Origin of the sequence: Polaromonas glacialis, from assembly GCF_000709345.1 — a bacterium.
GTDB classification, from domain to species: Bacteria; Pseudomonadota; Gammaproteobacteria; order Burkholderiales; family Burkholderiaceae_C; genus Polaromonas; species Polaromonas glacialis.
Map to the genome: position 1 here is coordinate 50822 of NZ_KL448328.1, position 26170 is coordinate 76991.

22 protein-coding genes are annotated in these 26170 nt (G+C 61.7%); 11 read left to right on the forward strand and 11 right to left on the reverse strand.

Features of this window, described 5'->3' with window-relative positions; genetic code table 11:
- Positions 1–65: 65 nt before the first annotated feature.
- Positions 66–776: a TetR/AcrR family transcriptional regulator gene (locus EC86_RS0125180; RefSeq protein WP_029528495.1), complete on the forward strand. Its 711-nt coding sequence runs from the start codon at positions 66–68 to the stop codon at positions 774–776.
- Between the two features lie 77 nt (positions 777–853).
- Here EC86_RS0125180 and EC86_RS0125185 read toward each other — a convergent pair whose 3' ends face one another.
- From EC86_RS0125185 to EC86_RS0125205, 5 genes are all read right to left on the reverse strand, one after another.
- Entirely contained in the window at positions 854–1849 is a 996-nt protein-coding gene (locus EC86_RS0125185; protein WP_029528496.1) for a VOC family protein, read from the reverse strand.
- A 68-nt stretch (positions 1850–1917) separates the two neighbouring features.
- Positions 1918–3549, reverse strand: coding sequence for a carboxylesterase/lipase family protein (locus EC86_RS0125190; protein WP_198026922.1), 1632 nt, complete (start codon positions 3547–3549; stop codon positions 1918–1920).
- A 70-nt stretch (positions 3550–3619) separates the two neighbouring features.
- Positions 3620–4477: a fumarylacetoacetate hydrolase family protein gene (locus tag EC86_RS0125195; protein ID WP_029528498.1), complete on the reverse strand. Its 858-nt coding sequence runs from the start codon at positions 4475–4477 to the stop codon at positions 3620–3622.
- Between the two features lie 47 nt (positions 4478–4524).
- On the reverse strand, positions 4525–6219 hold the full coding sequence (locus tag EC86_RS0125200) for an FAD-dependent monooxygenase (protein WP_029528499.1): 1695 nt from the start codon (positions 6217–6219) through the stop codon (positions 4525–4527).
- Positions 6220–6235: 16 nt separating this feature from the next.
- Entirely contained in the window at positions 6236–7210 is a 975-nt protein-coding gene (locus EC86_RS0125205; RefSeq protein WP_029528500.1) for a Bug family tripartite tricarboxylate transporter substrate binding protein, read from the reverse strand.
- On the opposite strand from EC86_RS0125205, the gene EC86_RS0125210 reads away from it, so the two are divergent.
- Positions 7173–8255 (forward strand): LysR substrate-binding domain-containing protein, encoded by a 1083-nt coding sequence (locus tag EC86_RS0125210; RefSeq protein ID WP_232230064.1) that lies wholly within the window; start codon positions 7173–7175, stop codon positions 8253–8255. The two genes, EC86_RS0125205 and EC86_RS0125210, sit on opposite strands and share 38 nt — an antisense overlap.
- 212 nt (positions 8256–8467) lie before the next feature.
- On the opposite strand, the gene EC86_RS0125215 is transcribed toward EC86_RS0125210, so the two are convergent.
- Positions 8468–9598 carry a sensor histidine kinase gene (locus EC86_RS0125215; protein WP_029528502.1) on the reverse strand — a complete coding sequence of 377 codons (1131 nt, stop codon included), beginning with the start codon at positions 9596–9598 and terminating at the stop codon, positions 8468–8470.
- 202 nt (positions 9599–9800) lie between these two features.
- Between EC86_RS0125215 and EC86_RS0125220 the strand changes: the two genes are divergently transcribed.
- The 9 genes from EC86_RS0125220 (at position 9801) to EC86_RS0125260 (ending at position 19663) form a co-directional block, all read left to right on the forward strand.
- Positions 9801–10382, forward strand: a complete 582-nt coding sequence (locus tag EC86_RS0125220) for a recombinase family protein (RefSeq protein ID WP_029528503.1) — start codon at positions 9801–9803, stop codon at positions 10380–10382.
- Positions 10383–10465: 83 nt separating this feature from the next.
- A complete protein-coding gene (locus EC86_RS0125225) occupies positions 10466–11107 on the forward strand; it encodes a hypothetical protein (RefSeq protein WP_029528504.1) in 642 nt (213 codons plus the stop codon).
- Between the two features lie 7 nt (positions 11108–11114).
- Positions 11115–12302 (forward strand): helix-turn-helix domain-containing protein, encoded by a 1188-nt coding sequence (locus tag EC86_RS0125230; RefSeq protein WP_029528505.1) that lies wholly within the window; start codon positions 11115–11117, stop codon positions 12300–12302.
- A 167-nt stretch (positions 12303–12469) separates the two neighbouring features.
- Positions 12470–12679, forward strand: coding sequence for a hypothetical protein (locus EC86_RS29320; protein WP_156955523.1), 210 nt, complete (start codon positions 12470–12472; stop codon positions 12677–12679).
- Positions 12676–14022 (forward strand): ATP-binding protein, encoded by a 1347-nt coding sequence (locus EC86_RS0125240; RefSeq protein ID WP_029528506.1) that lies wholly within the window; start codon positions 12676–12678, stop codon positions 14020–14022. Before EC86_RS29320 ends, EC86_RS0125240 begins: the two co-directional genes overlap by 4 nt.
- Positions 14023–14373: 351 nt before the next feature.
- Complete coding sequence (locus EC86_RS0125245; protein WP_029528507.1) at positions 14374–16884, forward strand: tetratricopeptide repeat protein; 2511 nt, start codon at positions 14374–14376, stop codon at positions 16882–16884.
- Positions 16877–17179 (forward strand): hypothetical protein, encoded by a 303-nt coding sequence (locus EC86_RS0125250; RefSeq protein ID WP_029528508.1) that lies wholly within the window; start codon positions 16877–16879, stop codon positions 17177–17179. The genes EC86_RS0125245 and EC86_RS0125250 overlap by 8 nt, the downstream gene beginning before the upstream one ends.
- Positions 17169–17840, forward strand: coding sequence for a nucleotide exchange factor GrpE (locus EC86_RS0125255; RefSeq protein WP_029528509.1), 672 nt, complete (start codon positions 17169–17171; stop codon positions 17838–17840). Before EC86_RS0125250 ends, EC86_RS0125255 begins: the two co-directional genes overlap by 11 nt.
- Positions 17837–19663 (forward strand): Hsp70 family protein, encoded by a 1827-nt coding sequence (locus EC86_RS0125260; RefSeq protein ID WP_029528510.1) that lies wholly within the window; start codon positions 17837–17839, stop codon positions 19661–19663. Before EC86_RS0125255 ends, EC86_RS0125260 begins: the two co-directional genes overlap by 4 nt.
- Positions 19664–20456: 793 nt before the next feature.
- On the opposite strand, the gene EC86_RS0125265 is transcribed toward EC86_RS0125260, so the two are convergent.
- From EC86_RS0125265 to EC86_RS0125280, 5 genes are all read right to left on the reverse strand, one after another.
- Positions 20457–20807, reverse strand: a complete 351-nt coding sequence (locus tag EC86_RS0125265; protein ID WP_084181782.1) for a YbaY family lipoprotein — start codon at positions 20805–20807, stop codon at positions 20457–20459.
- Positions 20779–21813: an MvdC/MvdD family ATP grasp protein gene (locus EC86_RS0125270; protein ID WP_198026923.1), complete on the reverse strand. Its 1035-nt coding sequence runs from the start codon at positions 21811–21813 to the stop codon at positions 20779–20781. The genes EC86_RS0125265 and EC86_RS0125270 overlap by 29 nt, the downstream gene beginning before the upstream one ends.
- A 16-nt stretch (positions 21814–21829) precedes the next feature.
- Positions 21830–23140 carry a M12 family metallopeptidase gene (locus EC86_RS0125275; RefSeq protein ID WP_029528513.1) on the reverse strand — a complete coding sequence of 437 codons (1311 nt, stop codon included), beginning with the start codon at positions 23138–23140 and terminating at the stop codon, positions 21830–21832.
- Positions 23141–23455: 315 nt separating this feature from the next.
- Positions 23456–23656, reverse strand: coding sequence for a magnesium chelatase subunit ChlI family protein (locus EC86_RS28315; protein WP_232230065.1), 201 nt, complete (start codon positions 23654–23656; stop codon positions 23456–23458).
- A gap of 259 nt (positions 23657–23915) precedes the next feature.
- Positions 23916–26117 (reverse strand): hybrid sensor histidine kinase/response regulator, encoded by a 2202-nt coding sequence (locus EC86_RS0125280; protein ID WP_051676406.1) that lies wholly within the window; start codon positions 26115–26117, stop codon positions 23916–23918.
- Positions 26118–26170: the final 53 nt, after the last annotated feature.

Consider the following 26170-nt stretch of genomic DNA (forward strand, 5'->3'; position numbering starts at 1 on the left):
TAGGGATTTCCCTTAGTACCAGCAAATCAGTAGCTCAGCAGAACGTTCTCGTACGCTCTACAGCAATGGCAAATGAAGACAGCGAAGAACCCGTTGCAGACCATCGCGTGCGGGTAGGGGCGCAACGTCGGGAAAAGACACGGCTTCGCCTTCTGGAGACCGCACTGACCGTCTTCAACGAAAAGGGACCGGACGTTGCTGTGATCGATGACTTCATTGCTGCTGCCGGTGTGTCGCGCGGCACGTTCTACAACCACTTCAAGACCACCAGCGAGCTCTTGTTTGCCCTTGCCACGGCCATGAGTGACGAGGTGCTGCAGATCGTTGACCCCTTGGTGCTGCACTACGACGATCCGATTCAGCGCTTTGCGGCAGGATCGCGCCTTTACATGCAGATGGCCTTGCGGTATCCCCTGTGGGGCAGCTTTATCACGCAAGTGGGCACACGCATCGCAACGCGGGGTCAATTGATCGATCTCTTCCTGACGCGCGACCTGGAGCTTGCGCACAAGAGCGGGCGGCTGTCGGTAGACAGCGTTCGCGTAGGCCGCGACCTTGTACTGGGCGCCATTTTTTATGGCATCGAAACGATGCTGACGGAGCCGACCCGGAGCAACCATGCCGAGCAACTGGTGCGCAGCGTGCTCATCGGTCTGGGGTTAACGCCCAGCGAAGCCCAAGCCATCGCCTTCATGCCGCTTGAAATGCCGGGAGCGGTGGAAGGGCCTATTTTTTCCAGACTGAAAGCCAGCACACCCAGCACAAAACATTCGTGATCCATGCGATCAATTGACCATCAATTTCTGAAATCAATGATTGCCAATCATTGCGGTGTAAACGCCTGATCCACTTTTTATCCTGCTTGGCTTGCCTCAACGGCGGATGGTGCCGGTAACTCCGTATTGGCCACGAACCATTCAGGCACGACGGGGCCCCAGAGGTAAAAAGAATCCTCCGGTGCGTAGTCGCCAGCAGTCCAGTCGGTGGTTTGCGAAACGAAGTCGATGTCAAACGAATACTCGGCAAAGCTGCCCCACGGATCGCGCGCGTAGTAAAAATAGTTCGATCCCAGCACATGGCGCCCCACACCCCAGCCCTCGGTGAAACCGGCGGTTCGCATTTGCTCGCTGCCCTCGCCCACTTCGTCCAGGCTGCCGACGTCCCAACTGGTGTGGTGCAGGCCCGGACCGCCGGACTTGACGAAGGCCAGCAAATGGTGGTCGCTGCCATGCGGCGAGTGCATGAAGGCCACCAGGTCACCCGAGCGATCCGACAGCCGCAGGCCCAGCACCTCGTCGCAAAACCCCAGCATGCGCGCGACATCGGGCGTGAACAGCAGGACGTGCGACAGCCAGCGCGGAAAAACCCGGGCGCACTGGCTGCGCGCGTGTGCAGCAGCCGTCTGCCGCGCTGGTATGCGCACAGGATGGGCCGGGGTCTTGCAACTGGGAGACACCTTGTCGCAGACCAGCAGTTGCATCGGCATGCCGTCAGGGCTGCGCAGCCATAGGCCGGAGTCATCCATGGCCATCGGATGCGGCCCGCAGCCGATGCCCAGCGCCTGGATCTTTGCCTCGAAGGCAGGCCTGTCTTCGGCAAAAATCCCCAGACTGACGTACTGCAGGGCCTTGGGCTGGCCGTTGGCGACCACCGTCATCCAGCAGTGGCTGTGCCCGTGGGTATACAGATCGATTCGCGGGCCGGCACGCTTCACATCCAGCCCGAAAGCCGTGTAGAACGCCTCGGCTGGTGCGATGTCGGGCACAGTGAACACGACTCGCTCGACGGAATGGACGGCGAAGGTGCCGGCGCGACGGGCGACAGGCAACCGGTCTTGACGCACTTGCATTTTCATTCTCCAAAGGGTTCAGGCGGCAAGCTGGTACAGGCCACCTTCTATTTCAACTTTGACGTCAGTCAGAACTTCACCGTCAGGCTGCCACTGCTGTCTCTGAATTTGTTCAGAAATTGGTAGCGCGCCGTGAAGGGTTCGGGCTCTAGCGCGACGGTGGCGCCCAGGCCCATGACATTGCCGCCGGCGCCTGAATACTCGGGCCAGACCGGCAGACCCGGCTGGTTGGGATTGCCGCTTTTGGCAAAGCTGGTCCAGTAGGAGGACATCGTGTCGGCCAGCGCCTGGTCCTGCGCGCCGGCCAGCACCGGTGCTGCTGCCGTTCCCTTGGGCACCAGATTTTGGAACACGTAGGGGACTTCCGAGACATGGACGGCCAGCGGGGTGTAGAGCGAGGCCTGCTTGAAGTAGTAGCTGTACACCGGTGACTTTCCGGTGGCCTTCTGGACGACGCCCCAGGTCCAGGTCTGCAGTCCGATGATCAGGTCGCCCAGCAGCTGCACCGATGACTGCGCTGCCTGCGCGTCGGTTCCCGCTGGGTAAAACCCGAGCAGGCTGCTGACGTTGGACGCGCCAAACACCTTGGTCACGGCGGCGGTAAACCCGGTTGGGGTATTGGGCAGGGCGCGGCCGGGAACAGCGAAAATGTTGCCCTCAGCGACGTTTTGCCCGACCAGCAGCGGCACATCGTTTTGCCGGCCGGCAAAAAATCGGGCTGCGGGTTCTTCAGGCAGCACGTAACCATCCAGGCTGGGGCCAAAAGGCGGCGCGAACGGCGGCGCTGCAGCATTGGTCGCGCTGGCCAGTTGCAGCGCAGGCACGGCGCGAAGCGCGGCCAGGCTTGCAGCGCCCAGGGTCGTGCCCAGCGCCAAGCCTTTTTGTTCCGCGGTGACGCGTGACGGCAGCGGCCCGAATTCGCTTTCCCAAAACGCGCCGCTCTGGCCGATTGCTTTGTGAAACGTGCCCGCCGCCAGCGGCGATGCCGACAGCATGCCGACCGCGTGGGCGCCCGCGGATTCGCCGAACAGCGTGATGTTGGCTGGATCGCCGCCAAAAGACGCGATGTTGTTCTTGACCCATTGCAGCGCGGCCAGGTGGTCCTGCAGGCCGTACATGCCCGAAGATCTACCGCCCGATTCAGCGGCCAGGTCAGGGCGTGCCAAGTGACCGAAAACACCCAGCCGGTAATTGAGCGAGACCACGACCACGCCTTTTTTGGCCAAATTATTGCCTTCCCAGCGGGGATCGCCCGAGGTGCCGAACTGAAAGCCGCCACCATGCAGCCAGACCATGACTGGACGCCGCTCGCCCGATGTCCGGGCACCGCTCCACACGTTCAGGAAAAGGCAGTCTTCGCTGACTGTGGGATCGGCGACCACGGGCGCAGGCGTGCCGTTGGCCCAGCACTTGCTGCCGTATTGCCGGGCGTCCCGCGTTCCTGTCCAGTTCGGCGCCGGCTGGGGCGCGCGCCACCGAAGATCGCCAACAGGCGCTGCCGCATAGGGAATGCCTTTGAAGTTCAGGATGCCGGCTGCATCGCGCTCATTGCCAAACAGGGTGCCATTGGACACCCCTACCGTGCTGGTGAGCGGTTGGCTTGCCTCGACCGGGTCTGACCCGCCTCCGCAGCCGGCCATGCCCAAAATGCTGATCGCCAGGGCTGCTGCGGGTGCCCATTTTTTTGCCACTGTTTTCATTGTTTGTCTCTCGTTATTTTTCTATCGGGGAATCAGCGAACGGTGGCCGGATGGCGGCAACGCGCTTGATTTATTGCTCGTCCACCACCGGGTTGCGCAAAATGCCGATGCCTTCGATTTCGACTTCGCAGACATCTCCGTGCTTCATGAACAGCGGCGGCTTGCGCGCCAGGCCGACGCCCGACGGGGTGCCGGTGACGATCACGTCGCCGGGCTGCAGGCACACCGCTTCGCTGAGCAGGCTGACCAGCGTGGCCACGTCGAAGATCAATGACGACGTCGAAGCGTCCTGCACAACGACGCCGTTGAGCCGGGTCTGGATCTTCAGGCCGGCAGCGCCGGGCGGCAGCTCGTCGCTGGTGACAAAGTGCGGGCCGAACGGTCCGGTGTCGTCAAAGTTCTTGCCGATCGTCCACTGGGCAGACTTGAACTGGTAGTCGCGGATCGACGCGTCATTGCAGATCGAATAACCCGCCACATGGTCGAGCGCCTGGTCCTTGGCGATGTAGCGCCCGGCCTTGCCAATCACGGCAACGAGTTCGCCTTCGTAGTCGAGCTGCGTGGACACCCTGGGGCGCACGATGGGCTGGCCGTGGCCTGTCATGCTGGCGGCGAAGCGCGAAAAAATCGCCGGGTAGGTCGGAACGGCAAACCCGCTTTCGACCGAATGGTCCACGTAGTTCAGGCCGATGCAGAAGATACGGCCCGGGTTTTCCAGTGGCGGCAGGTAAGTGATTTTGTCCAGGTCAATCACCGGTCCCTGGCGCAGCGCCTCGGCGGCCTTCTCAAGCGCTTTCGGCCCCTGGGCCAGCAAGGACTGCAGGTCACCCGGAAAGCCCGCGTCGGTGCTGAAAATCCCTCGAAACTGCGTGCCGTCGGCAACGGCCATTCCTTTGCGGCCATCTTGTTTGAAATTTAAAAAACGCATGTCGATGCTTTCCGTGTTGGGTCGATGAAAAAGGATTAATCAAAGGTTTATGCGGCAATGGGCTGCAGGGCCCGATGGCGTTCCCGGGCGCAGGCCATCGCCAGCAAGGCTGGGGCGTCGGCACTGGCATCACCGCGCCAGGCCACATGGTGGTCGGGCCGGACCAGCACCCGGTCGGCGCCGTACAGGGCTCTAGCGTCTAGGCTGCTGCAGCACACCAGTGCCAGCGGCACATTCATGGCTGCGGCAGCAGCCTGCCAGGCTAGGGCATCGGCGGGCGGGGCATTGTGGTCACTGGCGGTAAAACACAGCAGGGTGTAATCGCGCCCGAACAGGTCGAAGATGGAGGCGCCGTCCAGCCAGATATGCGGTGCGCGCGCGCCAGGGCGCGCCGAAGGAAGGTAGTGATTGGGCTCATCAAGCGTTGGCGCGCCCGCTTCGCTCGCCACAATGGGGCTGCCCTCGTAGCGCAGGCCCAGCTGCAGGCCAGGAATGTTGAATTCGTTGCGCACATGCCGGTGAAGGGCATCACCGAGCTGCTGGCGCACGCGTTCGGCATCAAGGCCCTCGGCATCGACATTGGGCGGCACCTTGATGCCGCCGATGCTGTCGGCCATGGCGCGGGCGAACGTGGTGTTGCGCTGCGCGATGGGCTTGCGCTCGGCCTCGTACGAGTCGAGCAGTTCCTCGCCGGCCCAGCCCTTGACCACGGCCGCCAGCTTCCAGCCCAGGTTGACCGCATCGTCCACGCTGGTGTTGTAACCCATGCCGCCGGTGGGCGTAAACAGGTGCGCGGCATCACCGGCGATGAAGGCGCGGCCTTTGGAGAACTGGTCCGCCACCAGCGTGAACCCGGCATGCCAGGGACCGGTGGCGATCAGCTCGAACGCAAATTCGCTGCCGATGGCCGCGAACATCGCCGCCTTGTAGTCCACCGATTCCGGGCTTTGACCGGGCGCCAGCTGCAGGCAGAACAAGAACTGGTCCACCCCGTCAATGGCGATCAGCAGGCCGCGCTGCACCGCATTGACGGCCCAGTACATCCAGGCACGCGGCTTGTCCAGTACATCGTACAGGCTGGCCGAGGTGAAATACACCGAAAGCATCTGCCCGCCGAAAAAGTCGCGCGCTTCGTCGCTTTGCCCGCTGTAGCGGATGCCGCAGGTCTTGCGCACCAGGCTGCGCGGGCCGTCGCAACCGACAACGTAGCGCGCGCGCATCTCGAACGCTTCGCCGCTGTGCGCATGCCGGGACACGATGGTGACCTGTTCGTCATCCATCGCCAGCGACTGCGCCTGCCAGCCGAGCATTAGGTGGACGCTGTCGTATTGCTGCGCCTGCGCCCGCAGCACCGGTTCGATGAGCATCTGCTGGCCCCGGTGTGGGAGCTCCGGGGTGGGCCAGGATTCCTCGCCGTAGTCGCCAAACGACGTCCGGGCCAGCGCCTGGCTGCGCGACGGAATCGCAAACCGGGTCAGTTCATGGCCGACCAGCGTGGTGCAGTAGATCACGTCCTGCGGATGGTCTTCGGCCAGGCCCAGCGAGCGGATCTGTGCGGCGAAACCCCGGCGCCGGTAATGCTCCATGGTGCGCGACGAGGTGGCGTTGGCCTTGGGGAAATCGGGCGCGGCGATGTCTTCCTCCAGCACCACGCAGTCCACGCCCCGGCAGCCCAGCTCGATGGCCAGCATCAGGCCGGCCGGTCCGCCGCCGATGATGGCAACGTCGGTTGTTTTTTTCATGGCTTGGCTCCTGTTGTCAGTCAACGCTGGCGCCGGTGCGCTTGACCATGGCCGCATAGACCACGGCATCGCTGTCGATCAGGCTGGCGAGCGCCGCCGGCGTGGTCGGATCCGGCACGAAGCCGAAGTTCGCGAATTTTTCCGCCACGTCAGGCTGCCTGAGCGCATCGTTTAGGCTCTGGTTCAGTGTGTTGATAACGGCTGCAGGCGTTCCCTTGGGTGCCATCAAGGCCACCCAGGTGCGCGCTTTCACGCCCTTCGGGCCGCCCGACTCTTCCAGCGTCGGCACATTGGGCAGGCTGGGTGAGCGGACATCATCGGCCACGGCGATGAAACGGACCTTGCCCGCCTTGAGCAGCGGGCCGGCGCTGGCCATGCTGCCCATGGCCCAGTCGATCTCGCCGGTGGACACGGCAATGTAGAGCTGCGAGATTTCCTTGTAGGGCACATGCGTCATCTTGGTGCCGCTGGCCGCCTCTAACTGCGCGGCGCCCAGGTGCAAAGGACCGCCGATCGAGTTCGAACCGTAGGTGACCTTGCCCGGCGTGGCGGCGGCGGCAATCAGGTCCTTGACCGTGCGGATCGGGCTGTTGGCCGCCACCACGACAAAGAACGAGGTGCGGTACACACCGCCCACCGGAACGAAGTCAAGCTTCGGGTCATAGGGCAGCTTTTTGAACAGCGAGGGGCTGATGGACAAGTGGCCGACGTCGGCGATCAGCAGGTCGTAGCCCGTGGGCGCCGCCTGTTTGACCGCGCCGATGGCCAGAAAACCATTGGCGCCCGGCCGAGCATCAACCACAACGCCCTGCTTCCAGCTGGCCGTCAGCTTCTCGCCGACGATGCGGGCCACCACATCGGGCCCGCTGCCCGCCGGAAAGGGGGAAATGATGCGCACCGGCTGGGCGGGAAAGGACTGCGCCCAGCCCGGGTTGGCCAGCAGGCTCAGGCCCATGCCGGCGGCCAGAAAAGTGAATGATCGACGTTTCATTTTGTCTCCAGTAATTGATTACCACTTAGCAATGTGGCGATTATTGATGTCGATCAACAAAACAATAAACAGGCAAAATAGGACTTTTGATACCCGTTCGGCATCACTTATGAAATTACACCAACTGCGCAATCTGGTCGCCGTGGCCGACGCCAGCAGCATCCGGGCTGCGGCGCGCGCGCAAGGGTTGGCGCAGCCGGCCATCACGCGCGGCCTGCGTGATCTGGAAAAGGAGCTGGGCGTTCCCTTACTGGAGCGGCACGGCAAGGGCGTGTCGCTCAGCGTCTATGGCCAGGCGTTCGTGGTACGTGCCCGCTCCATCCTGCAAGACGTCGAACGCGGACGGCAGGAGATCGAGCAGCTTAAGGGGGGCGTCGCCGGCAAGGTCAGCGCCGGTCTGTCCAGCGCGGTGTTTTTATCGCTGGTGCCCGAGGTGTACCCGCTGTTTCGCAAACAGTTTCCCGATGCCCATGTGAGTCTGACGGAAGGGCTGTTTCCGGCGCTGGAGCCGCAGCTCAGAAATGGCAGCCTCGACTTTTATGTCGGGCCACGCCCGCTGGGCGAACTGGATCATTCCTATGCCGTGCAGCTGCTGTTTCAAAATCGACGCGCGGTTGTGGGCCGCCGAGGCCATCCGTTGGCCGGTGTGCGCAGCCTGCGCGGGCTGATCAATGCCCAGTGGATCATGACGGGCTTGCGCCAGCCGGTCGAGGTCGAGTTTGAGGAGCAGTTCGCAGTGCACGGCCTGCCCGCACCCAAATCAGTCACTCAGACGCTGACCACGCTGCCCGTCGTGGCTTTGCTGACATCCACCGACGCGCTGGCATTCTTGCCCCAGCAGTGGGTGAGCAGTGCCATCTTCAAAACATCCCTGCAGGAAATCCCGGTGATCGAAGCGCTGGCCGGTCCCGACATCGTACTGGTCAGGCGCAGCGCCCTGCCCTTGACGCCGCTGGCCGAAAAGCTTGCCACCATGTTTGAACGCGCTTGCGGGAAGCCGTATGAAGGTCATCAATTGGTCAGTGCGATGGCTCAAAACTTGTGAGATTTGATCTGCTGGCCAAGCATTGATGTCGAGCGACTGGCGTCACTTCGTGCGCCAAGAATGGGTTTTATTGTTATATGGGGATTTCAAAAAAGGCACCCATCAGCGCCACGGACGCAGGCTCGGCAAGGGTTGTTCTGGAAAATGCCTGATGACGCCTGAGCAGCGCTGATGGATCCGCTTGCTGCTGCGCTCGCTTTGCCGACCCGGGGTTACGCAGCAGTACGGGGCAGGTGCACAGTAAATGCGGTGCCCTCCTTGGCCGTGGAGGTCACGGCAATCCTTCCACTATGCCCGGTGACGATTTCGCGGGCAATGAACAGGCCCAGCCCTAGGCTGGTCGAGGGGCGCTCGTGTAACTCTGATTCTTTGCTGGCCACCTGCACCAAGGGGTTGAAGATGACCTGCATCGCTTCTGGCGGTATCGGCACGCCTTGGTTCTTCACCACCACCGTCACCCCTTCATCATCACTCTGAACCACAAGAATTATGGGAGACGCTGCATCGCCGTGCTGCACGGCGTTGCCGAGCAGATTGGTCAGCACCTGGCGCATCCGGGGTTCATCAAATGTCAGGGGAACAGCCTCAGGAATTTCGGACCTCAGCGCTCGCTTGGGATGGGCAAAGCAGACCTCCTCGAAAGTGCGCCGGCACAAGGCGGCGAAGTTGCCCGGTTTCGGGCTGACTTTGATTCCGCGGCCCAGCCGCGTACGCGTGTACTCCAGCAAGTCCGTCACCATGGTGTTGATGGCGTTGAGGCTGCGCTTGGCAACTTCAACCGTATTGCCCTTCTTAGCCGGCTCCTCTGTTCGGGCAAGAAGCTCAATGCACGAACTCAGCGCGCTTAACGGATTACGCAGGTCATGCCCGAGGACGGCAAGAAAGGTGTCCCTGGAGTTGGCAACAAGCTCCGAGTAGGACGCCAGGGCTTCGGCCAGCGTCTGGTCGATGCCTTCATTGAAACGAGTCATCTCTTCGAGCTTGGCCGCATCGACCGTGTCCACGGTGTGCATCCACAGCCGAAGAACGGTTGCCCGCAACGCCCGGTACTCGGCGCCCAGCTGGATGAGGTCAAAGCCCGAGCGCTGGCGCAATTGTCCATGGATCGCAGAAAACGACGCTTGGGCTGGCGGTTTCCCCCGGCCCAACGACTTGGCCTGGCGCTCGTCCTCGGACTGCGCCGTGTCCATGTCCTGGGCGACAGCGAGCAAGATGTCATGCGCATGGTCCCGAAGCTCGGCAACAGACATGGTCTCCGCAGGCGGAATCATGGTGCGGGCATAGGCTTCCCATTCAAGCAGGATGGGTTCGATGTTGTCTTTGATGAATTGGCTCAGGCGCATGCGCAAAGTATGCCTTGCCCCAAGGCTGGGCTGATGAAAGCTTCAAAAGCTCCAGAACGGGATAAGACTTCGGTCAAGGTGGTTGGCTCAGAACTTGTAACTTTTAAGCCAGCCTAAAGAGCCTCCAAAATATGGGTTTAAAAGACACTGAAACGGGTTTTGAGCCTGGCTTATAGTTGGCGAACTAGCTTTTGAGCCAGAAATGAGCAACATCGCCTACTACCGGGTCTCGACCTCGGACCAGAGCATCGCATCGCAGCGCGCGGCCATGGGTGGCAGCTTTGATGAAGAATTTGATGATGTCGGGGTGAGCGGCGCCATCTTGGCGGCAAAACGACCGGGCTTTGCCAGGCTGCTGGCTTTCATCCGAAGGGGCGACACGCTGCATGTCTACGCGGTCGACCGGCTCGGACGCGATGCCCTGGATGTCCAGTCAACGGTTCGCTTCCTGCTGGGTAAGGGCGTGGCCGTTCACGTGCAGGGCCTAGGCGTGATGGCCAAGGGCGCCGGCGAGTTGATCCTGGCCGTGCTTGCGCAAGTGGCCGATATGGAGCGCCAGCGCATTGCCGAGCGCACCGCCGCTGGCCGGCAGGTGGCTAGAGAGTCGCTGACGCGTACGGGTATGACGCACCGTGGCAAGTTAAGCTTGGGTCGCCCTGCCAAGGCCGACGCCGGCGAGGTGGCCCGGTGGCGACGCGAGGGCGGCGTGAGCCTGGCAAAGACTGCAGAGCACTGGGGCCTCTCACTGGCTACCGTCAAGCGGTATTGCGCTTGCTCAAAATAAGTTGGGCGAATTCGGCTGCTGGCTTCCGGTTTCATAGCCTCAATTGCGGTAAGATTATCGGAAGTCAATTCAGGAAGCTTTCCATGCTCGCACCCATCATTTTCGATGAACCAGAAACCGTCGATGTCCGCTTGGCGAGCCTTGATTTGGACCGACAGGTGCTGACCGATGCGCTGGTCCAGGCCCATATGTACTTTGCGCGCCTGACATCTCACCATCCGCTTCTTTATCGTTATGGTGTCTTGACGGCTGAAACGGTCGCTGCGCTTCGCGATTTTTTGGCGCCTCGTGGCTGGGAAGTGCGAAATGAAGGCAACTACGAGCTGGTCTTCAATCCTCGCTTGAACATGAGCATTGCTGTGGCCTCTGGCAACGAAGCAACGGGTGACCGGCTGCGCGTTCCATCGAACAAAAGTGAAAAAGGCCCGCGCACGGCCAAGGCCGTCAAAGACAATCAGACGGCTGATTTTTTTCCCGAAACAGTCCCTACCGTGCCAGAAAGCATCGTCCCCGCCGATACCTGGATACTGCTGCACCACCGCTGCGCTAGCGCAATTCGGCTGGAGCTGTCGCGTCCCAACGGCTTTGATGACACCGAGCGCTTCGTGACAGGATGGTCCGAGCGCATCTTGCTGGGCGCCATCTCGCTGGACAACGATCCCATGCCCATGCTGATGCCCCAGCTTCCCGAAGACGACATACTTATCACTCGCAAGGCAGCGTAGGCCCTGAATGTTTAATCCGAAACGTTTTTCGCTCGCCCGGCGCCGGCGAGGCCTGACCAAACGGGAGATTGCTGAAAGCATCGGCGTGAGCGAGCGCTCGGTATCTGCCTATGAAAAGGGTGACCAGGAGCCCGAGCCCTCCAACGTTCAGCGGATGACGAAAGCGCTGAACTTCCCGCGAGCGTTTTTCTATGCGGCCGATCCTGAAGAGCTGACCATGGGCATTGCAAGTTTTCGCTCCATGTCAAAAATGAGCGCGCGCCAACGCGACTCGGCACTGGGGTCGGGCTCGATTGGGTTGCTGCTCAACGAATGGCTTGAAAAGAAATTCAACCTGCCCGAGCCGAACCTTCCCGATCTGGGCCGCGAGCCTGGCGTTCTGACAGACCCGTCCCGACGAGAAACTTACGAGGAGAAGATTGCTTTCCCTTCGAAGTCGACCGCCAATGGCCCGGAAGCGGCGGCCGAGGCATTCCGGTCGCACTGGGGTCTGGGCGAGTTGCCCGTCAAGAACATGATCACCCTTCTGGAGTCCAAGGGGGTGCGCGTCTTTTCCCTGGCGGTCGATGCCAAGGAGGTCGATGCATTTTCGATGTGGCATGGCGGCAAACCCTTCATGTTCCTTAACACGTTCAAGTCCGCCGAGCATTGCCGGTTCGATGCCGCGCACGAACTCGGACACCTGGTCCTGCATCGCCACGGCCAGACGCAGGGGCCAGAGCTCGAGCGCGAAGCCAATGCCTTTGCCTCGGCGTTTTTGATGCCCAGAAAGAGCGTGCTGGCCAACGCACCGCGCGTTGCTACTCTTCCCGGATTGGTGCGCGCAAAACACTATTGGAGAGTTTCGGTCGCGGCTTTGAATTACCGACTCCATGCGCTGGGTATGACGTCGGACTGGGTCTACCGGACGCTGTGCATTCAACTGGCCGAAGCCGGCTACCGTACCAAGGAGCCTGAAGAGGCCACCCACGAGAAGTCGTTGATCCTCGAAAAGGTATTCAAGGCGCTGCGCGAGGAGGGCGTTTCGAAATTCGACGTGGCCGACGAACTGCTCATTCCCATTGAGGAAATTGACGCACTGACCTTTAACCTCATGCTGAACCTGTTGAATGGCGGCCGCAAAGGCAGCACGCCCAATTCAGAAAAGCCGCGTGGAGAGATGCGTCTGGTTCGTTCCTCGGAAGGCTCAAGTTAGGCTGGAATTCTCAATGAACTCATTCGCTTCGACCTGTTAACGATTTCAGTTTAAAAGTGCCGTAACGCGACTGTAAAAGTCGATCAGGGGCACCTGGAATCGCCTCAGTGTCGTCATTGATGTCGTCAGTCACAGCAGTGCAGACTTCTCCAATTAAATTGATTTTCATGACCACCAAAAAATCAGAATGCTATTTCTCATTTTGGCAGTCCTGCGTCGAACTGCGCGGTTCTATGGACGCCAGTCAGTACAAGATATTCGTCGTGGTTATGCAGTTCGCCAAATACGTCACGCTCGAAGTTTGCCCTAAAAAAATGCGCGACCTTAAAAAATGGATGATGCACGAGCTGCTGACCCACAGCATTTGCCTGGTATGAAAGAAAGCCAGAACACCGAGTGGAAGCAGTCCTGGCGCGATGAGTACCTGAGGTGGATCTGCGGCTTTGCCAATGCCGAGGGCGGCACGCTGGTGATCGGCAAGAACGATCAGGGCGAAGTGGTCGGCATCGCCAATGCCGCCCGGCTGCTCGAAGACATTCCAAACAAGGTGCGCGACATCCTGGGCATCGTGGTGGCGGTCAACCTGCACTCGCAAGCGGGGCTTGACTGGCTGGAAATCGAGGTGGATCCGTACCCCAGCCCCATCAGCTACAAGGGGGAATACCACCTGCGCAGCGGCAGCACCAAGCAAGAACTCAAGGGCGCGGCGCTAGACCGCTTTTTGCTGCGCAAGCTCGGGCGGCACTGGGACGGGGTGCCGGTACCGCATGTCGGTGTGAAAGACCTGGACCCGGCAGCGATTCAGGCTTTTCGCACGCTGGCAGCCCAAAGCGGGCGATTGAGCGCTGCGTTTGTCGCTGACAGCGATGCCTTGCTGATCGAAAAGCTGCACCTGCTCGAAGGGCCTTATCTCAAGCGTGCAGCAACGCTGCTGTTTCATGCCGACCCCGAGAAGTTCACCACGGGCGCCTGTGTGAAGATCGGGTTTTTTCGCACCGACTCGGACCTGCTCTTTCATGACGTGGTCCAGGGCGACTTGGTCACGCAGGTGGAAAAAGCACTCGACCTGCTGCTGACCAAATACCTGCGGGCGGGCATTTCGTACCAAGGCTCGCAGCGGCTCGAGCGCCTGCCGGTGCCCGAGGCGGCCTTGCGCGAAGCGCTGATCAATGCCATCGCGCACAAGGACTATGCGGCCTGCATCCCGGTTCAAATCAGCGTGTATGACGACAAGCTGATGCTGTGGAACCCTGGTCAGCTGCCACCCGACTGGTCGCTGGACCGCCTGCTCGCCAAGCATGCGTCGCAGCCCGCCAACCCGGATGTAGCCAATGTGCTGTTTGTCGCTGGCAAGATCGAATCCTGGGGGCGCGGCATTGACTTGATTCGCAACGCCTGCAAAGCGCAAGGCACGCCTGCGCCACGGTTTGAATGCGACAGCACGGGATTTTGGGTCGAGTTTGCGTTTCCCGAGGTGGTTGAGCCGCCCAAAACGCCGGTAGGAACGCTGGTGAAAACGCCGGTCAAAGTGCCGGTCAAAACGCCGGCAGAAATCCTGCGATGCCTGGCGGCCAACCCGTCCATGACACTGGCCGAAGTCGCAGCCAAGATTGAAAAATCGCTCAGCGCCGTGGAACGCGCCAGCGCCCGGCTGGTCAAGGACGGAAAATTAAAACATGTCGGCCCGCAAAAGGGCGGTCACTGGGAGGTATTGAAATGAGCACAAGTACGATCGGCACAAAATGTTTGTGCGCAGCGCTTCGACACACTGACAGTTCCTTGCGGCTTTTGTCAAAGGAGTGTGGTTTTGTGCAGAGAATGTCGGGATACTTGGTCAGGCATCAGATAAGTAGAAATTGTTAAAAAATTAACATGATTACTGCCCGATTTGTCCCTACGTCCGTGGGGATCGCTGCTGAGTTTTGCAACAGGTAATGACGGTCCACAGTGTCAATTGAAAGTTTAAAAGTGACAGATTTGGTTTGGGCCATGCGCAGACTACGGTGGGCATAATTGGAATTCGGAATTCTCCGACTTCAGCCGCCCGTCGTTTCCAAAATCAGCACAATCCATGTCCCGCAACCCAGCACGCCCCGTCAAGAAGCCGATCTCCGATGCCGCCCTCCCCGAAGAGCAAGCGGCACTGGCACTGATGCATCTCGAGAAAGGCCGCTTTCGTAATGCCGTTGACTGCTACAAGACCCTGCTCAAGACCGAGCAGCGCCCCGAATGGCTGGCCGGGCTTGCCAGCGCCTATGCGGGACGCGCAAAAGCACTGGCCGACAAAGGCATGCGACGCGAAGCGATCGAGCTATGGCGCAGCCGTGCCGAGGTTTGCCACACGGCGTTGTGGGAAGGCCCCTACGCAGGCTGGCTGGTGGCCGAGGGCAGAGTGAGCGAGGTGCTGGGCTATCTCGCCAGGCGCCGCACAGCACTCGATGGCAAAACCGACGACGGGCTCGCTGCCCTGGAAGCGCAGTTGGCCCCCGGCGTGTTGTCAGCCGACGACACGGTATTGAAGCAGCTGCCAGCCGGGTCGCTGCTGTTGCAACATCGCCCGCTCGCCCTGGCGGCTTTGGCGGCCTACGCCCGCCAGGACGGGCCCGCGCTGGAAGAGGCCTTGGCAGGCATTTCCTTTCGTTCCCCCTATCGCGACTTGCGCTCGCTGCTCAAGGCGCTGGTGCTTTGGGAGACTGATCGTGAGGCGGCGCGCGCAGCCATAGAGCGCGTGCCGCCGGGTGGCCCATTCGAGCCACTCGCTGCGCCCTTGCGCAGCGTGGCAGCGTCCGGTTCCGAGCGGCTGCCGCATTGGGCCCGTCTCAACAACAGCCAGCAATTGATGGCTCTGGATTTGATGGGCTGCCCGCGCACATGGGCAGGCTTGTTGCAAGCGCTGGCGGGTGCCAAGGCCGATGCGGCTCCCGCTGAGCTGTTCGATCTGGTGCAGCGTAATGCGCGCGTTTTGCCCGAAACGCTTGCCACGCGCGTGTGGCGATGGCTGGCTCCGTGGGCACCGCGGCGCGGTTGCGACAACCCGCTGATCTTTGGCAAACCCTCCCGGGCGCAGCAGGAGTGCGCCACTGCACTAGCAGTCGAGATCAAGGGGGAACTGGGCCATGCCGAGGAGCATTGGCTGGACGCGGTGGACATGCTGGCAAGCAGCAAAGACACCGATGACCGCCAGCGCGCAGCGATGGTGCTGCGTCACATGGCGACCATGAAAGAGCATTTTTCGCGCGAAGGAATGCTCGACAAGGCGGGCGCCGGGTATTTGATGCGAAGCCTGGAGTTTGATGCTAGTGACTGTGATGTGCATGTTCGGCTGGTTGCGTACTTTCGACGCCAGGGGGACTTGAAAAAAGCCCGTGAACGCCTGGACGCGGCGCTGAGCCTGTTTCCCGACAGCGCGGCGCTGCTGAGCGAAGCGGTTGAAACCGCGCTGGCGGCTGGCGCCTTCAAAAAGGCGGCCACCACGGCACGTCGTCTGCTGGCGCTCGATCCGCTCAACCGCAAGGTGCGCACCCTGCTCGGCAACGCCCATTTGTCACATGCCGGCAAACACATTGCAGCAGGCAAGCTGGAGTCGGCGAAGAAGGAGATCGAAGAAGCGCGCAGCTGGCTGGGCGCCGCTGCCGAGCAGGGCCGCTTGCACCTGCTGCTGGCCTGGACCGAACCGCAAGCAAGCCCCGAGCGGCTGCGTTTGGCGCAACTTGCCGTGACGACCTGGGGCGGCGGGTTGGCCGCTGGCTGGCGCCTGCTGCGGGAGGCGCAGGGCATCTTTCCCCGTGTGGACTTGGCCTCGGCGAATTGGCGGCTTGGTGAAGCAGGCATCGATTCAGCCAAAGCACTGGCGCCAGCCGATGTCTTGGGGCTGGTGCAGGTGCTGGAGCAAGAGCCCTTCATCGCCCGCAAAGGGGCAGACCCGCTGGTGGCGTGGCGCAAGGCGCTGGTGGCGCTGGCTTCGAGCCCGTTGTTCGACGCCGAGACAAGCGTGAGAATCTGCGAGGCATGGAGTCGCCACCAGGAGCACGATCTGCTTGAAAAGTTCGCCACTGCTGCACGCAAGCGCTGGCCGGACTGGCCCATCTTTGTTTATCACGCGGTGGCCGCACGCTTTGGCAAGAACGGGGGTATTGAGACCGATCGCGACTTCGATGATCTGGAACGCGCGGGGGAGCTTGCGCAGAAAAACAAGGATTTCAAACTGCATGCACGCATCGAGGCGCTGTTCGAGGCCGACGATCCAGGCCCGGGCGTTGATGATTCACCCTCTATGGATGGACCGCCACTCCAGATGCTGCAGGCGTTTCGAGCGATGCTCGAACAGACGATCATGATCGATGGGGGCAAGGACTTTTTGAAAAAGGCCCGCGCCAATTATGGCGATGCGCTGATCCGCCAGATTGAGAAGGAGTGTGCTGGCGACAAAAAGGCAGTGTTGCGTCGCCTCATTGATATGGCCGTTGCTGAAGTAGCCGGACCTTTCGGCCAACCGTTCCAGCCCGCGACGATCATCAACAAGGCACCGCCCGCCAAACCCATAGCGCCCGCCCGAGGGCTAGGAAGCCTGACCGATGAGTGATCCATACCAGGTGCTGGGCATTGCCGATGGCGCCGACGATGCCGCCGTGCGCGCAGCCTACCTCGCTGCCGTGCGGCTGCACCCGCCCGAGCGCGATGCCGAGCGCTTTGCCGCCGTGCGCAGGGCGTTTGACGCGGTGTCAAGTGCACCCTTGCGGCTTGAGCACGAGTTGTTTAACCAAGAACCCCCGACCCTCAATGGATTGCTCCATTTGCTACAGTCCGATTTTTCTCCACGCCGCCCCGACACTGCCAGCCTGCTGCGACTGCTCAAAGGAGGCCCTGATGGACGCTGAAGCGAAAGAGCGCCTGATCGATGAGTTTCGGGCCTGCCTGGAGGACTGGGAGCCAGCCGGTGGCAGCGCTTGCGACGCAACTGGAGACGGGCCGGTGGTGGACCTAGCGCTGCTGTTCTCCGAGTTGTCGGTGCTGCGCAACGAGGTTCGGACCGAGGCCCGCCAGTTCAAGGCTGCGCTGGACGACATGCGCGCGCTCACCGAATTGCTCAGCGAACAGAACCGCCGCCTCACGCATGACCTGGAGCGCGCCCGCGAAGCCGAAAAAACCGTGCAACGCCAGACCGAGCGCCGCTTGTTGCTGGAGATGCTGGAAGTTCGCGACCGCATTTGCGCTGCCATGGGCGTTTTCAGTGCCTATCGTCCCGGTGTGCTGTCCCGCCTGGCACCGGCCGAGACCCGGCTGGCGCAGGGCCTGGGCGAAGGTATCGCGCTGACCCTGCGCCGGCTCGACGCTGCCCTCTCGGAGCGGCGCGTGCGCGCCATCGAAGCGGTCGGGGGCCGGCTGGACCCGAGCACCATGCGCGCCATCGCGACCGCCGTTGACGCGGACCATGCCCCAGGCGAAGTGCTCAGCGAGGCGCGGCGCGGCTATATGCAGGGCGACGAACTGCTGCGCCTGGCCGAAGTCATCGTGAATAAAAGGGAGAACCAAATATGAGCGACACCATTGTCGGAATAGATCTGGGGACCACCAACTCCGAAATTGCCGTTGTCCGAAACGGCCGGGTTGAAGTCATCGATATCGAAAATGGCGTGCCGATGCTGCCTTCGGTGGTCGGTCTGGGCGACGACAACGCCTTGCTGGTGGGGGCTGCGGCGCGCAACCAGTACGTGCTTCACCCCGAGCGCACGATTCGTTCTGTCAAACGCCGCATGGGCGAGGCCACGCGCCTGGAGCTGGGCGACAAGCAATACAGCCCGCCCGAGATTTCAGCGATGATCCTGCTGCGGCTCAAGAAGGTGGCCGAAACGCATCTGGGGGCGGAGGTCAAGCGGGCGGTGATCACTGTTCCAGCCTACTTTTCAGATGCCCAGCGCCAGGCCACGCGTGAGGCCGGGGAAATCGCCGGGCTGGAGGTGATGCGCATCCTGAACGAGCCGACCGCCGCCGCGCTGGCCTACGGCGCGCACCGCAGTGCCGAGGCGGGTTCAGCCGCCAGCACGGTGGCGCGCAAGGCGCTGGTGTACGACCTGGGGGGCGGCACTTTCGACGTGTCGATTGTCAACATGGAAGGCGATGTAGTCGAGGTGCTGGCAAGCCACGGCAACAACCGCCTGGGCGGCGACGACTTTGATCGCTGCATTGTCGATTTCGCACTGGACCACCTGGACAGCGCCCACGGCATCGATGCCGCAACGGCAGCAGCCTCGCCGATTGCCCTGGCGCGCCTGCAGCGTGCGGCGGAAGCGGCCAAGATTGCGCTCTCGGACCGCCCCTACGCGACGCTGGCCGAGGAGTTTTTATTCGAAAAGGATGGCGCGCCCGTTCACTTGTCACTTGAAATCTCGCGCGTTGAGTACGAGGCGTTGATCGAGCCCTACATTTCCGAGACCATGGATGCCGTCCATGTGGCACTGAGCGGCGCCCGGCTGGCCGTTTCGGATCTTGACGAGGTGCTGCTGGTGGGCGGCGCCACGCGCACGCCCATGGTGTCGCGCCTGCTGGAGGCGCTGACCGGCATTGCGCCCCATGGCGAAATCAATCCCGATTTGTGCGTGGCCATGGGCGCGGCGATTCAGGGCCAGACCATTGCCGGTGGTGCATCGCCCACGGTGCTGATCGATGTGACGCCCTATACCTTTGGCACCAGCACGTTCGGCTTCCTCGATGGCCGGGAATACCCCTACTGTTTTGTTCCGCTGATCCGCCGCAATACGCCGATACCGGCCTCGCGCAGCGAGGTCTTTTATACCCTGGTGGACAACCAGGATAAGGTCGATGTCACGGTGTACCAGGGCGAAGCCCCGGACGCACTCGACAATATCGAGATCGGCCGCTTTCTGGTCGAGGGCCTGCGCAAGGTGCCGTCCGGCAACCCCATCGTGCTGGAGTTTTCTATCGACATCAACGGAATTCTTCAGGTTCGCGCCAGCGAGAAGAAAACCGGACTGGAATACGCCATCACCATCGACAACGCGATTTCCCGCTTTGAAGACGGCAAGCTCGACCAGGCGCGTGACCGCATCCGAGCGATGTTTGGTGACGATGCCTGGTCGCCTGCACATGGCAGTGATGATGCGGATGATGTGCAGCCAGACGCTGAGCGGCTGGAACTTCGCCGCAGCAGGGTGGAAGCGCTCGCCTTGATTGAAAAGGCCGAGCGACTAATGAAGACCGCAGGCGCGGATGACCGCGAAGACCTGATCGACAGCATCGAAGCCGTGCGCGACGCCATGGGCGCAGACGCAGCTGAGGATGAGGCTGGACTTGAACAAGCCATGGCGGCATTGGCCGACGTGCTGTACTACCTCGACCAGTGATGCAAGGCTTGGAACCGCTGGAGCGCTGTCTGGCTTGCCGTGCGCGTCTGGGCGAGGCGGATGTGTGCGCGCGTTGCGGAAGCGACTTCTCCATTTCCCGGCGTGCGCGGCGCCAGGCGGCAGCGCTTGCACGCGTCGCGGTGCAAGAATTGGCACGCGGCCATGACCGAGAAGCCGCGGCTGCCGCTGCGACCGCATCCCAGCTGGCCAGCCCGCTGCTGGCGCAAGCGGTTACCAGAGCGATCAGAAGACGCGAAGGGAAATAGATTTTTATCGACAGCGACAGCGACAGCGACAGCGACAGCGACAGCGGAGTCACACAATGTGCGCGGGAAATAATATAAGAATATTCATAATACTTAACATAAGGATAAGTTTTGAGGAATGTAATCATGTAGGCGCTAAATAGTAATGTCGCATTTGTCCAAAATAGAAATGGCGCATTGTTGCCTCGTCCAGCTTCTGGACTCGAGGTACAGCCATGTCAACTCCTGCGGCAATCATTACTATGTCCATGCCCGGGCAGGCAACGCAATATCATCTGTAGTGTCCACCGACACGTCTGTTCAACAGCTTTCCACCTGTCAATCCGACCATCGAGCTTGAACTTATTTCAAACCAGCTTGGCCCCATGCAAGAAAGGTGGCTTGTTTCAAGCCACCTGTTTTTTACTCTGCCGCTGCGCTGCTTGATGCCGCAGCGTCATCCTGGCCGATCAGGACATCCTCCCGATTTTTTCCCCGGGCCAACTGGTCTTTGAGTCACTTGGGCCACCTTGATCCCAGTATTGACCCTAAACCCCTGTCACGGGCACGACCAGTCCACACGCATCGCCCCCTGCAGGCACACGTTGGGCACTGGTGGAAAGAAAATCTCCACTCGCGTGCCGCTGGCCTGAATGCCTATCGACCTGCACCCGCAGGGTGAGCAACCGGCTTGGGGCTACCGCCGGTGCATTGAACTCGAAGGGAACGCGGTAATTGGGGCCGACGGAAACCTTGTCCAGCGTCATGGCCGCGACAACCGTGGAGGCCTGGTCCTGCAGGGACACATCACGCAATTCAATGGTAATTTTTGCGGCCATCCCCTTGTCCGCATGGTCAGGAAAAACGATTTCACCCTGGATGCGCCGGGATTGAGTCATGGGATTTTTCCGTTCTTGGATAGGCTATTGTTGCGGTTCCACGCGGTTGGGTTGCGTCATGGTTTTCGCTCACGACACACAAATAATCCGCCAGCGCCCTGGCAATCGGCAGGCCGGTACGCTGTTCAACAAACAGCCATTGTCCGGCCGGGTTGACCTCCAGGAATACATATTCACCCGCCTCGGTCCGGCGCATGTCGATGGCGCCATAAACGAGCTTGAGTCTATGCTGGAGCTTGCGCAGTTTTGTCTGTACCGCGTCTGGCAGCGTGACGGCGTTGACAATGCCTTCACCCACCACCATCCGCATGTCCACCTCGTAGGATGTGTTGCGCACATCAATTTCGGCGGCAAAAATGTCGTTGCCAATCATGGTGATGCGCAAATCCACGCCGGGAACGTACTCCTGGAAAATCACGGGCGCGTAGCGCACCAGTTCGAGCCGGTCCAGGTCTTCTTGTTCGATCAGACGCGTCTCGCGCCATTCCTGAATTGCCGCAAGAAACGCCTTGAACACGACTTTGGCAGGGCGCACGCTCTCGATGAATTCACGCGCCGCCCGTGCATTTGTGGTCACCAGCGTGCGCGGCAGTTTCAGCCCCAGTTCATGCGCGACGGTCCACTGGTACGGCTTGTGGTGCGCAGCCGCATCGGCTTCGCGCGGATTCATCCACTGGCATGACAGCGAGTCCAGCATGCCGTACACAGCCTGGGAGGTTTCGCTGTGGGCAAACGTGCTGCGTTCACCGTAGCCGATCGAAGGATCGACCGCGAAATTGGCCACTCGGCGCCACCAGACGGCGCTGGCCTCAGCAAGGTTCACCCGCCGTCCGTCATGCTCAATCAGGAACTCCGGTTTTCTGGTGTTGCTCCAGCTCAATTCGATCGCGCGCCGGGCTGGAAAATCGGCAAGATCGATTTGCACCACCTCACGCCCCGCGCGCGTGAGGTGATCGACCACCAAGGCCGTGTGCTCTTCGCCCGGGTAGGACACGACGAGAATCACGGCTGAGTCCCGGAGTTCACGTTTGCCCCTGCTGCCATTGCGCGAGCGCTTCAACCGCCTGCTCATAGGCCGCTGCCAGCGCGTCCGCCTGCTGCTGCGCTTCGGTGTGCGCGGCGGCCAGTTGCTGCACCTGGTTCATGGCATCGATTAAGGGATCGCTCGGCATGAAGCGGCTTGCGCCCGCCAGCACGAAAGGACGGGGTCCGGTGTCAAATCCGGGCCGTGGCACAAAGCCGCCGCCGGGGAAACCCGGATCGCTCCCCACTTCCTTGATGGTGACGGGGTCCTGGATCGGGTCCTTGCGCGTTTCCTTGATCGTCACCGGGTCCTGGATGGGATCCTTGCGGACTTCCTTGAGGGTGATCGGATCCCTGATCGGATCCTTGCGAATTTCCTTGATCGTCACCGGGTCCTGGATGGGGTCCTTGCGGACCTCCTTGAAGGTGCCGACGGGATCGGTGATCGGGTCTTTCGCCATCTCTTTGATGGTGGGTTGCAGGCCGGGGTACATCATGCGCACGCCGTCGATGTCGCCCGTGGAAAGACCGCTGCGCTGGCCCATTGTCACGCCCCCTGGCAAGGGCTGGCGCGGAACGATGGTTGGCTGGCCGTTGATCGAAAAGGCAGTCGCTGGGTAATGCATGACAGAGCCGAAATCGTAAGCGCCGAGATCGTCGCCATCCGAGATCTGCTGGTTGAAGTTGTGCTGCATCGCCGGGTCGATATTGGCGAAAACCACATTGATGAAATTGTTGCGGTCTTCGCGGCTCTGCTCATGCCACAGGCCCACCGTGTGGCCAATTTCATGGATGGCATTGCCCGTCGTGCAGTTGGTACCCAGCGTGATGTCTTGTCGTCCCCCAATACGCCCTACCCGTGAGGAGCAGCCGCCGCCAGGAACAAAGCGCACAAAGTCCGCTTCGCCGGCGCGTGGGGCAAAGCGGATGCCGGTGTTGGCATGCCAATGGGCAATTGCATCGGTGACACGCTGCTGATTGGAAAGTGCCGGGTCGATCTCGAACGGGATGCGCCCGCCCGGCCAGCGAAACTGCTGGCCGGTAATGCCGACTGAAAACAATACCGGATTACCACCCTCGTCAGCCTGAACATCGGCCACCGACCCGAGCACGATGTCGCCCTCGAACATCGCGTTTCCGTCCACCTCGGCGTAATGCAGCCATCTATTGGTAAACGTCGCGCCACTGATGAGCGCAGAGCCGAAAATCGGCCCCGATCGACACTCGCAGGCGTCGTCTCGCGGCTTGGACGGCTTGCTACCCTGCGCGCTGCTTTCACCTTTGCCCTTGTTGTCCGAATTTGAAGCCATGATCAATCCTCCATTCGATGCAGGGCAAAGGTATAAAAAGGCACACCTTTTCCCTGCGCAAAAGGACGCCGATCGGACACGCTGGGCAACAAAAAATCCAGCCGCCGCTACATGGAAGCATCAAACGCCGTTTTGTTGACAGCGTCAATCTCATCGGCAGGGCCTGTGGCATTGCCAGTATCGGTTTGTAGCGATTGTTTGGGCTTCTTACTCGGCCTGGGTCAAATGCCTGACTGCCTGGCGTGAGGCGACGCAACCGGGCAATGGTTTCAATTTTTTGCCTTGATTCAACGCGCTGGTTTTGCTGCCGGGGTTTCACTGGCTGCCTTTTAGCGCCCAGCGGTACTGCACCGCTTCAGCCACATGGGCGAGCTGCACCGCGTGGGCACCCGCTGGATGGGCAATGGTGCGAGCCACTTTCAGGCAGCGGTGAATGCCCGGGCTCGACCAGCCCAGTCGCGTCGCTGCCAGATTGAGGCACTTGGCCGCTGCGGGCTTCCATCTGGCAGTGTGCATCGATGGCCTGGCCATTGAGCGCTTGGTAGGTGCTGCCCTGCCGGGTCATCGCACACCACACGGCTGCGCACCATCGCGGTGGATTTCGCCTCTGCGGTCCTTTCGACCGGCTTACGCTGTACATTTCCTGTGGCGGCCCCAGCCTGAGTGTTTTCCTGATGTCGTCGAGCATTCAGTGACAGTTATCCGGGTCGGATTCATTTTGTTGCAGCTCTTAGGATCATGGAGATCAAAAAATGAATGCCGCTCCATGGCGCCATCACCCCTGGCCAGTCTTGCCTGCCAGGGCCTGGCCAACGGCACGCGCCAGGGTGTCGAGGGTGTAGGGTTTGAGCACCAGTTCAAACCCATACGGCCCCTCCCTGGCCATGACCGCGTTGTACCCGCTGGTGAGCACCACCGGCAGGCCGGGATAGCGCCGGCGCACCTCCAGGCCCAGTTCAATGCCGTTCATGCCGGGCATGACCACGTCGGAAAACACCAGTTCGAAGCCGCCGCCGTCCGTGCCCAGCAGCGCCAGCGCCGCAGCGGCGCTGGCCGCCCAGACCGTCCGGTAGCCCTGTGCCGCCAGCATCTCGCACGTTATCTCGCCCAGGATGTCGTTGTCTTCCACCACCAGCACCTTGGGGCCCGGTGCATCCGCGTTCTGTCCGGGCAGCGCTGCCCGGGCGTGTGGCGCCGCAGCGCCCTCCTCGGCCCACGGCAGGTACAGCGTAAAGACCGCGCCCTGGCCCGGCGCGCTCGTGACCGCGATCTCGCCGCCCGACTGTCGGGCAAAGCCAAACACCTGGCTCAGGCCCAGGCCGGTGCCCTTGCCGACTTCCTTGGTCGTGTAAAACGGCTCGAAGATTGCTTCGAGCTGGTCGGCGGCAATGCCGCAGCCGGTGTCACGCACCGAGATGGCCACGAAATCGCCTGGCTGCATGTCCCGGCCCGGGCCCGCCGGGAGACGATCAACCCGCTGCACTTGCACGGTGATCCGTCCCTGGGCGTCCATGGCGTCGCGCGCGTTGACGAGCAGGTTGACCAGCGCGGTGTCAAACTGGTTGACGTCGGCTTGGCCGTGGCAGCAGTTCACCCCGCAGGCCTTCAGCTCGATGGCGACCTGCTCGCCCATCAGCGGGCGCACCAGAACGAGCACGCCTTGCACCTGCTCGTTCACGTTGAACACCTCGGGCCTGAGCGACTGCTGCCGGGCAAAAGCGAGCAGCTGGCCGGTGAGCTTGGCTGCGCGCGCGACCGTGTCGAAAATCCGGTCCAGGTACTGCCCCCGCTGGTCCTGGGCCAGGCCGGGACTGCGCAGCAGCTCGGCCGAGGCGCCGATCACCGCCAGCAAGTTGTTGACGTCATGCGCTACGCCGCCGGTGAGCTGGCCCAGCGCGTCGAGCTTTTGCGATTGGCGCAGTGCATTTTCCGTGTGCAGCAGCTCGGTCGTGCGGTGGTCGAGCACTTCGTGGGTCTGGCGCAGGTCGAGTTCTGCCTGCAGCCGCTGAAGAGCCGTCCAGGTCCGCTCGGCCACTTCCTCGACCAGCGCCTGCTCGTCCTGCGTCCAGGCGCGGGGCCGGGGATCGATCACAAAAAAGATCACGGCCAGGCGACCGTCCTTGATCAACGGGGCATCGATGAACGCCCGGGTACCGACCGCCTGGTAAGCGGACGCGTAGGCCGTTCCGGCGGTCAGCGGGTCGGTGGCGCTGTCGGTCACCACGACGGTTCGGCCTGCCCGCAACTGGGCAATCATCAAGGGCCCATACGTGTCAAGCCAGTGGGTTCCCACCACGCTGGAAAAACCGCCGGCCGTCCAGTCGTGATGAATCTGCATCCACTCGCCCGCTACGTCAACCTCCCCATAGCCGACGCAGCTCACCGTGAGGTACCGGCCCAGCTTTTCGGCCGCCACCGCCTTCAGTTGCTCGAGTGTGTCGGCTGCGCGAAGGGCGCCTGCGAGTTCGAGCCAAAACGCCTGGCGCGCTTGCGCGCGCACCAGTTCCGTCGTCTCGGTGGTGATGCAATGCACGCCGACGACCGCGCCGTGCTCGTCGCGCAAGCAAAGAAAGGAAAACGTCCACCAGGTCGGCTCGGGGTAGCCGTGGCGCGCCAGGGTGAGCGCCATGTTGTCGTAGGAAGACCCCTGGCCGCTTAGGGCCTGGCGCAGCATCGGCTCGAAGTCGGCCCACAGCTCGGGCCACACCCGGGCAAACGGCCGACCCATCGCGCCGTCCCCGTGTTGGCCCAGCATCGGCGCGTAGGCGTCGTTGAAAAAGAAGATAAACTCCGGGCCCCACAGGACATACATCGGCCTGGGGCTGCCCAGCACGGTCGCAAGCACGGCCTTCAGGCCGCTGGGCCAGCCCTCGGGCGCGCCCAGCGGATGTGCGCTCCAGTCCTGTGCCTTGATGCGCGCGCCCATCTGGCCCGCATGCGCCAGAAAGTCCGGCCCGGCCGGCGCGGCTTCAGTCATGGTTGGTCAGTCATGGGCCATGATGCACTTTCGGGCTGACGCAAAACGGACGG